The sequence below is a fragment of the Pseudomonas emilianonis genome (assembly GCF_023072625.1).
Taxonomy (GTDB): Bacteria; Pseudomonadota; Gammaproteobacteria; order Pseudomonadales; family Pseudomonadaceae; genus Aquipseudomonas; species Aquipseudomonas paraveronii.
The window spans coordinates 1-8,077 of sequence record NZ_JAKNRV010000243.1 but is presented as its reverse complement, the minus strand read 5'-3'; the positions used below and the strand labels follow the sequence as shown (position 1 = coordinate 8,077).

General features: G+C 59.4%; 7 protein-coding genes and 2 pseudogenes. 5 read left to right on the top strand and 4 right to left on the bottom strand.

Annotated elements, in window-relative coordinates:
• The coding region (locus L9Z73_RS20845; protein ID WP_247404894.1) for a DUF2946 family protein at positions 1-372 on the bottom strand (372 nt) is incomplete at its 3' end.
• A 93-nt stretch (positions 373-465) separates the two neighbouring features.
• On the opposite strand from L9Z73_RS20845, the gene L9Z73_RS20840 reads away from it, so the two are divergent.
• A complete protein-coding gene (locus L9Z73_RS20840) occupies positions 466-903 on the top strand; it encodes a DUF3995 domain-containing protein (protein WP_247404891.1) in 438 nt (145 codons plus the stop codon).
• Between the two features lie 76 nt (positions 904-979).
• Here L9Z73_RS20840 and L9Z73_RS20835 read toward each other — a convergent pair.
• Positions 980-3,904, bottom strand: a pseudogene (locus tag L9Z73_RS20835) (RHS repeat-associated core domain-containing protein); the annotation flags it as partial.
• A gap of 407 nt (positions 3,905-4,311) precedes the next feature.
• On the opposite strand from L9Z73_RS20835, the gene L9Z73_RS20830 reads away from it, so the two are divergent.
• Positions 4,312-4,641, top strand: a complete 330-nt coding sequence (locus L9Z73_RS20830; RefSeq protein WP_026136677.1) for a hypothetical protein — start codon at positions 4,312-4,314, stop codon at positions 4,639-4,641.
• A gap of 896 nt (positions 4,642-5,537) precedes the next feature.
• Positions 5,538-5,714 (top strand): hypothetical protein, encoded by a 177-nt coding sequence (locus L9Z73_RS20820; protein WP_247404885.1) that lies wholly within the window; start codon positions 5,538-5,540, stop codon positions 5,712-5,714.
• A gap of 43 nt (positions 5,715-5,757) precedes the next feature.
• On the opposite strand, the gene L9Z73_RS20815 is transcribed toward L9Z73_RS20820, so the two are convergent.
• Positions 5,758-6,120, bottom strand: a complete 363-nt coding sequence (locus tag L9Z73_RS20815; RefSeq protein ID WP_247404883.1) for an NUDIX hydrolase — start codon at positions 6,118-6,120, stop codon at positions 5,758-5,760.
• A gap of 126 nt (positions 6,121-6,246) precedes the next feature.
• Between L9Z73_RS20815 and L9Z73_RS20810 the strand changes: the two genes are divergently transcribed.
• The gene (locus L9Z73_RS20810) at positions 6,247-7,227 is read left to right on the top strand and encodes a Gfo/Idh/MocA family protein (RefSeq protein ID WP_247404879.1); all 981 of its coding nucleotides are present in this window, start codon (positions 6,247-6,249) and stop codon (positions 7,225-7,227) included.
• A 90-nt stretch (positions 7,228-7,317) separates the two neighbouring features.
• On the top strand, positions 7,318-7,959 hold the full coding sequence (locus L9Z73_RS20805) for a ribonuclease T2 (protein ID WP_247404876.1): 642 nt from the start codon (positions 7,318-7,320) through the stop codon (positions 7,957-7,959).
• Here L9Z73_RS20805 and L9Z73_RS20800 read toward each other — a convergent pair.
• Positions 7,950-8,077, bottom strand: a pseudogene (locus L9Z73_RS20800) (AraC family transcriptional regulator); the annotation flags it as partial. The gene L9Z73_RS20805 and the pseudogene L9Z73_RS20800 sit on opposite strands and share 10 nt — an antisense overlap.

Here is an 8,077-nt window from a genome sequence, read left to right as displayed (position 1 = left end):
TTGACCAATACCAAGTCGAACCTGACCCCCAACTGCGCCTGCTCGTGCATCAGGCTCAATGCTTCTTCGGCGGACGCTGCGCCCTGGCACAGCATCTGCCACTGGCCGAGCATCTCCATCAATGCCCATGCCGCCGGTGGAACACAGCGGGCAACCAAACGCCTTGGACAGCGTCGGCAGGCTTTCATCGGTGGAGTTGGACGGTTTGGGCGCCTGGGTACGTGGGTCGACGGTACAGAACTGCCCGCCGATGCCATTGAGCTGCATGCCCACCATCTGCCCATGACCGATGCTGCACGCGAACACATTGAACAGGACGCAGCAGTAGAGCATCCAGGCAATGAACGAACGGTCGGCACGGGCGATTTTCATGGGGCGGCACTTTACCATCAGCCGCCGACGAAATGCCTGCAAAAAAACTCAGGGGGACTATCCTAGATCGCACAAATTCTGGGAGAGGCCGCCATGAGCTTTATCGTCGCACGATGGATCGTCGGTATTTTCACCTTTGTCAGCATGGTGCATTTGTATTGGGCCGCCGGTGGCAAACTCGGCAGCCTCGCCGCCATCCCCCAACTCCCCGGCGAATTCGCCAGCGGGCCCCGCCCGGCGTTCAAGCCCTCGGCGTTGGGCACCTTTCTGGTGGCGCTGGGCCTGGTGGCAATTGCCTTGCTCGTTTGCCTGCGAGCCGGGCTGTATTTTTCGGCAGTGTCCCATGGGGCATTGCAATGGGGCATCAGCGTGATCGCCGTGATCATGTTTGCCAGGGCGATCGGCGATTCGGAGCTGGTGGGCTTTTTCAAGAAGGTAGGTGGTTCGCGGTTTGCGCGGTGGGATACGTATTTTTATTCGCCGTTGTGCCTGGTACTGGGGGCAGGGTTGTTGGTGGTGGCATGGAGTTGATCGACTGATCACGCAGCGAGCCGTCACACCCGTTTTGTAGTTTGTTTGCGCTTTGCGCCCCTTCACTTGCGTGGCAGGCGCTCAACCCCGACGGACCCCACCCTGTGGGGTTGGGCGCATAGCGATAGCCGTTGAGCCCGCCCACCTCTTTCAGCGGGTCGGGCGTCAGGTAGCGACCACTCTGCGGATTGTAGTAGCGGTGGCGGTGGTAGTGCAGCCCGCTTTCCGGGTCGCAGTATTGACCTTGGAAACGCAGCGGGTTTTCGATTTTTTCGATGTCGAATCGGGTGATCTGGCCGTAGGCGCGGTAGTGCGCGGACCACACGATTTCGCCGTCGGGCGCGGTCAGCTCCTGCGCGGTGCCTAGGTGATCCAGTTGGTAGTGGAAAGGCCTGGTGTGGTGTGGGCCGAAGCCTTCCAGCAGGGCCAGTGGGCGGAAACTGTCGGGTTCGTAGACGTAGCTGCGATGCAGTTGTGCGTGGTGTTCGGCGATCAGTTTGTCGCCTTGCCAGAAAAACTCGCTGGTCGTGCCGGCAACGGTTTTGCTGATGCGCCGACCAAACGGGTCGTAGCGGTAGTGGGCGGTTTGGCCGTTGGGTCGGGTGAGGCCGATCAGGCGGTGCTGACTGTCGTAGCGGTATTCGGTGATGAGTGGGTGGTCCTTGCCGTGCCGTTCGCGGACGAGGTTGCCAAAGGCGTCGTAGTCGTAGTGGTGGCCCTCCTGGAGCGTCAGACGGTCGCCAGCCGGAGTGTAGGCGAAGCGTTCCTGCGCGGCCTGGGAGTGATCGGCGCGGGCCAGGCGGTTTAGCGTGTCGTAGTGGTAGCGGTGTTCGCCTTTGCGCGTGTCGAGCAAGCGGCTGAGGTTGCCGGCTTGGTCGTAGCCGTATTGGCGGCGGTAGCGAGTGCCTTGGAGATCGCAGATGCCATGGTTGAACAGGCGTCCATGGTCATCGTATTGGTAGCTGCTGAGCAGTTTGCCTTGGGCGCGTTGGTGTTCTCGGCCGGCGTCGAACAGGTGTGAAGTCAGCAGCGCGCCATTGAGTTCGACGGTCGCCAGGTGGCCGCCCTTGTCATGGTTGAACACCAACTGGTTGTTGTCCGGTAAGCGCAGGTGTTTAAGCCGGCCGCAAGCGTCGTAGCCATAGCGGAGTGTGCCCCAGCCCTGATGTTCGGCGATCAGGCGATTTTGCCGGTCATAGGCGAAAGTGAGGGGCCGGTGGTCGTCATTGACGCTGAGAAGGTTGCCTTGGCGGTCGTAGGTATATTCAACGATGCTGCCGTCGGGCAGGGTTTTCCTTGTCAACCGACCGGCGTGGTCTCGCCGGTAGCGGGTGACCAGCAGACTGCCGTCGGCGCCGTGTTCGGTTTTTTCCAGCAGGTGACCGTTGAGGTCGTAGGCGTAGGCGGTGCGTCGGCCGTCAAAGCCGATCTCCTGCTGGAGCAGGCCGTTGGGGTGGTAGTCGAACCGATAGATGTCGCCGACTTCGTTTTCGATTTCGGTGAGCAGCAATCGAACGTGGTCATAGCGGTAGTTAACCTGGCTGCCGTCCGCATTCAAGCGGCGGCTGATCAGGGGCAGGTCGTCGGTGTAGTCGTAGCGAGTGACGTGCCCCAGTTCATCGCGTTCGGCGGTGATTTTTCCGTAGGGGTTGTAGCTGTATTCCCGCGTGCCCCCGTCGGGCATGACCACACACGCTAACCGTCCGACACTGTCCCACTGGTACTGGATCAGCGCCCCATGCTTGTCCTCTTGCGCCACCCGCCGACCGAGATCGTCATAGCGATAGCGCTTCCCGCCGCCGTCCGGCCACTGTTCCTCAAGCAGTTGCCCACGCTCATTCCACACCCGCCGCAGGCAACTGTGGTCCGGAAACCAAACCCCGATCAACTGCCCAGATTTGTTGTAGCTATAGTCGGTCACGTTGCCATCGGGGTCGGTCTTACGAATGACATTGCCTTGGTCATTGTGCTCGTAGTTCCAAACGGTCTGGCCACGGCGTACTACGCGTAAAAATCCATTGGCATACTCGTAGGACGTTGGCTCATCCTCCCCTGGAAAAAACGCCACCAAGCGTCCGGCGTTGTCGTATTGATACGCCGTCACCGCGCCGAGCGGGTCTTGCTCGACCGTCAGCCGACCCTTGTCGTCGTAGGATTTGAAATGCTTGGCGCCATCCGGATCAACCCGCTGCACCTGCCGTGCCTGCGGGGCATGAACATACATTTCCTGGCTCCCATCGGCGTTGTGAAGGGTAACGCTGCCGTCGTCGCCCCAGACATATCGCGTGTCCATCTGCAAAAAACTGGCCCAATGCCGAACACATCGCGCAGCCTTGCCAGCCCCTTCCCACGCCCAAAAGAAACGCGCGCCGCCGGCCAACTGGCGCTCAAGAATGAGGTGCTGCTGGTCGTACCGATAGATCTCGCTTTCCCCGGCAGCATTGGTCGCTGAAGCCAGTCGTCCAATGTCGTCATAGGTGTAGGAAACCACGGTCTGCTCAGTCAGCCAGACGCAGTCCGCACGCCCCTTGGCCCGCTCAACCTGGTAATCGACCGCCACCATGCGGCCGTGCTCATAACGCCAAAACAGCGAGCGACCGACACCGTTATCCAATCGCTCAATGCGCCCCAACGCATCGCGGAAAACACGCAGCCGGTTGTCGTAGGCATCGCTGATTGCGGTCAGCACACCGTTGTAGAAGTGGTAGAAACGTGACGCCTGGGACAGCACCAGCTCATCAGGCCAAGCCCCCAGATAGAGCGCGGCGTCGGCCAGGCGATTGCTGATTGTCGGTCGCGCCTCAGTCGGCAAGGGCAGGACAGTCGATCGGTTTTCATGGTCAATCCATACCACCGAGTCGTCCGTCAGCGTCAGCCGATGTGCCAGCGAGTGGCCCCAGCCAAACCCCAATCCACAGTCTACGTCCACCGCATGGGTGTGGTACCACCGCGTCCACTCAAACGGCAAAATCCCGTCCAGTGCGGCATCGGTCAGTCTCAGGGAGTCCAGTGCGTGGGCATACCTGGCGTTAACCTGCTGGGGATACTCGGCCGGGCGTTGATCGATGCTGTTCAGCTCAGGGTTGATAAAGGCAATGTGGGAAACGTTAGTCATCCGTGACGTCTCGGCAAAGGGTAAGGCGTCGGAGTCTGCTGCGGAAAAAAGGCGCTGGACGAACGGCTGGAAAAATCAGAAGGGCCTGACACGGCCTGGGGAAAAACCGTATGAAACGACTTGAAAGGGCGCCCCAATAAGTCGATCCGACTGATTGTGATATCGATATAGACCCGGCCATTTCCGACGAAGGCACCCACTCATACAGTGCGATAAGGCAATTTAGTGGCCCCTTTGTAACAAAATCCTCGCCAGAATCGCTTTTATTTTCAGGTGGTTAGGTGAGGAAGCAAATGCGCACTGTTGGAATCATGCTGATCGCCTGTTCCCTGGCTGGCGGCGCAGCTGCCGTGCAGGCACGTGAGCTGCGCGAGGGCGACAAGTACATGTGCAGTTGGGGCGCGGGCACGGCTGCCAGGGCTCAGGAACTCAAGCTCTCGGGCGTCTCACTGTATGCCGCGCGGCAGAAGATCCAGACCATCAAGTTCAATAAATCATGGATGCGCATGATGGCAATGGGCATCACTGAACAGACCTATGACAGCCGTTCACGGCTCAAGCCCGAGGCGATTCGCCAGAGTTTTTATCAGGATTGCGTGCGCTACAAAGTGGCGCGTAAATAAACGGATTGCCTACCACGGTCGGCGCGTTTTACAAATCCACGACAATCTCTGTGTTTCTATGTGCATACAATTGCGCCCTGCATTCAGGAGGCAAGCATGCAAACGCTTTTTTTCGAGGCGACGTCGGGTGATCTCGCCGCGCTGTTCCTGATCCCCGACGCTCGCCGGCAGAAGAGCAGGGCGCAATAAAGTGACGAACCCTTCAGAGCCCCGGTCGCCCGACAGCTTGCGTTACTTCGCGGTCGCGGTGCTGTGTATTGCGGTGTTGTTGGGGAGCTATTTCGTGCACTTCAATATCGAAGTCGACCGCCAGCGTGAAGAGGCCGCCGAGCACCTGGCCCTCTGCAGTCAAGTGGAGCGCGTGGCCAGTGCGGCGTCGTCAAACAGGATTGAACTTAGCGAGACGTGCAACCAGCTGAGAGGACAGTCGATGAAAAGCCTTATACAGCGATCGATTTATAACCCCTCTTTATAAAGGGACATAGTGCCCGCAAGTCACTCCGGTAGTTGCACCAAAAAGTGGCGTTTATATACCTGACCACCTTAAGAAATATGTGGTTATTGAATGACTTACAGCGACTTTAGTCCGACGAAAGGATTAAAACCATCTTGTTACAGGTTTAGGCAATCGGTATTATAGCCGCGCGTTCACCTCCCACGGTTTATGCATTTTTATATCCCAGGTTTCCATCAGCTACTTGGGATTTTTTTTGCCTGCGATTTGACCTCAACTTCAAACGTAGATCTCGGCAAACTCCGCGCGCATCCGTCTATTGTGTTTGGCCTGGTACCGGAATTGGTCGCAGCCCCTTCATGGAACTGAATGTTTCAAAATGCCACGAAGACAGTGCTCAAAGAAGCCCAACATCCTGTTGGGTAGAGTTAAAGGTAAAGCAATGTCCAGTATCGCTAACGTCGCGTCGTCGCCGATTCCCTTTGTTCCATCCAACTCGTTGGATGCGATTACGGATTTCGGTGGCGAGCAAGTTGATAACCTGCCTGAGCAGATTCGAGTGAAGCGCCCCGACGCAGAACCTGCACAGTCTGCCGGGCAGCCTCAGATTACCTACTGAGTTCTGTCGACTGCCTGGTCGAGCGAGCGGGCAGAGTGCGGAACTACAGGCGTCGCAGAAAGGATTTGACGATGTGCCGCGTGGTGTCGGTGGTGTCCAGCTCGTCCAGCGCACCGTAGGCGTGCCACCGGCAATCGGTGATCTCGTTGCATGGCCGCGCTTGCGCGATGTTCACGACCGACGCCTCGAACACATGGTGCAGCGTGTCGCGCGCCTTCAATTCCTGCAGGTACAGCAGCCCGTCGACGTTCAACCCGGTTTCTTCTTCCAATTCCCTCTCGGCGGCGCCGACCGGGCGCTCGTCGCGTTCGACCTTGCCGCCCGGCAACGCCCATTTCGATTTGGCCTTGCGCACGAAGAGGATGTGCCCCTCGTGTTCGCAAATCACCGTTGCGCGTATTTTCACCGTCTGTACCCCGCAGCGAAATGTCTGTCATAAAAGTGTAATGCAAATGTCATGCTGGGTGGTGGTGGCGCACCCGCGTGATGATGTGGATACTGGTCGATTGACGAAAACGCACGAGGCAAACAGATGAAAACCGTACGTTGGGGCATGATCGGTTGTGGCAGTGTCACTGAGTTAAAGAGTGGACCTGCTTTCTACAAAGCGCCAGGTTCGGCTCTGGTGGCCGTGATGGGGCGCCGCGAAGAGGTTGTGCGCGATTATGCGGCACGCCACTGCATTGCCCGTTTCTATACCGACGCGCAGGCACTGATTAACGACCCTGACGTGGATGCGGTGTACGTCGCCACGCCGCCCGACAGCCACCTTGAATACAGCCTGATGGTCGCCGCTGCCGGCAAGCACTGTTGCGTCGAGAAACCCATGGCACTGAATGCCGAGCAGGGCGCATTGATGCAGCGCACCTTCGAACGTGCTGGTTTGCACTTGTTTGTGTCCTACTACCGCCGCTCGCTGCCGCGTTTCCAGCAAGTGCGCGACTGGCTGCGCGACGGGCGTATCGGCCAACTGCGGCACCTGACCTGGTCGCTGTGCAAGCCGCCGGCCGACGACGACACCAGCGCCGCCAATTGGCGCACCGACCCGGCCATTGCCGGTGGCGGCTATTTTGCCGACCTGGCCAGCCACGGCTTTGATCTGTTCCAGTACCTGGCCGGGGACATTGTCGAGGTTGCCGGGTTTACCGCGCGACAGGCCGGCCAGTATGCGGCGGAAGACGCGGTGACCGCCTGCTGGACCTTCAGCTCCGGCGCGCTGGGCATGGGTTGCTGGAACTTTGTCGCGGACCGCCGTGAAGATCGCGTCGAGCTGATCGGCACGCAGGGTCGTATCACGTTTGCAGTGTTCGACGACCAACCCTTGCGGCTTGAAGGGGAAGTCGACGAAGTGCTGGAGGTGCCTTGCCACACGCATATCCAGTGGCATCATGTGTTGGGCATGAATGCGCATATTCGCGGCGACGCCGAGCATCCTGCGCTGGCGATCGAGGCGTTGAAGACCGACCGGATTCTGGACAAGGTGCTGCAACGCAATCCCTACCATCCTGAGTAGTTTTCTTTGGCGACGTGTTGCATTCACGACTTTCGCCGGGCGTTGGTCTGCGCTAACAATGCGGGCTTATTTTTTTCAAGGAACAGACGGATGAAATACAAGGCAGCCTGGCTGGCCGTGGGGTGGGTACTGGCAAGTATGGCGACGCAGGCGGCGCCACGGGAGCAGCGGCCGGCGGGGGACTTTGATTTTTATGTGCTGTCGCTGTCGTGGTCGCCGACGTTCTGCCTGGCGCACCCGAACAACGAGCAATGCAGCGGCAAAGGCTACGGGTTTGTATTGCATGGGCTATGGCCGCAATACGCGCGGGGTGGCTGGCCGGCGTCGTGCGATGCGCAGTCGCGGCTGTCGGCCGATGAGCTGGCCAAAGGCGCGTTGATGTTCCCGACGCAGGCATTGCTCAAGCATGAATGGTCCAAACATGGCACCTGCAGCGGTCTGGGCGCCTCGCGCTACCTGGAAGCCACCGATGCGGCCTTGAGCTCGGTGCAGATCCCGCAGCAATTGCAGCCGTTCAACGTGCCGGGTTACCTGGAGGCGCGGGAGATCGAGGCGCTGTTTCGCGAGAGTAACCCGGCCATGGGCAACCATGGCGTGGCGGTGATCTGCAAGGGCAAGGTGTTGTCCGAAGTGCGTGTGTGCCTGAGCAAGGAACTGCGTTTTGCCGGCTGCCCCAAGAGTGTGAAAACCCAGTGCCGGGGCGGGGATATCCGGATTCCGGTTCAGCGCTGATCAAGCGGCTGCAGCGAGCGCAATGCAATGGCCGCAGGGGCAGCGGTTGACGTCGCGACCCCGGCGCGGTCCGCCAGGTAACGCGCCGGCGGCTGGCCTACGGCCTTGCGGAACATGG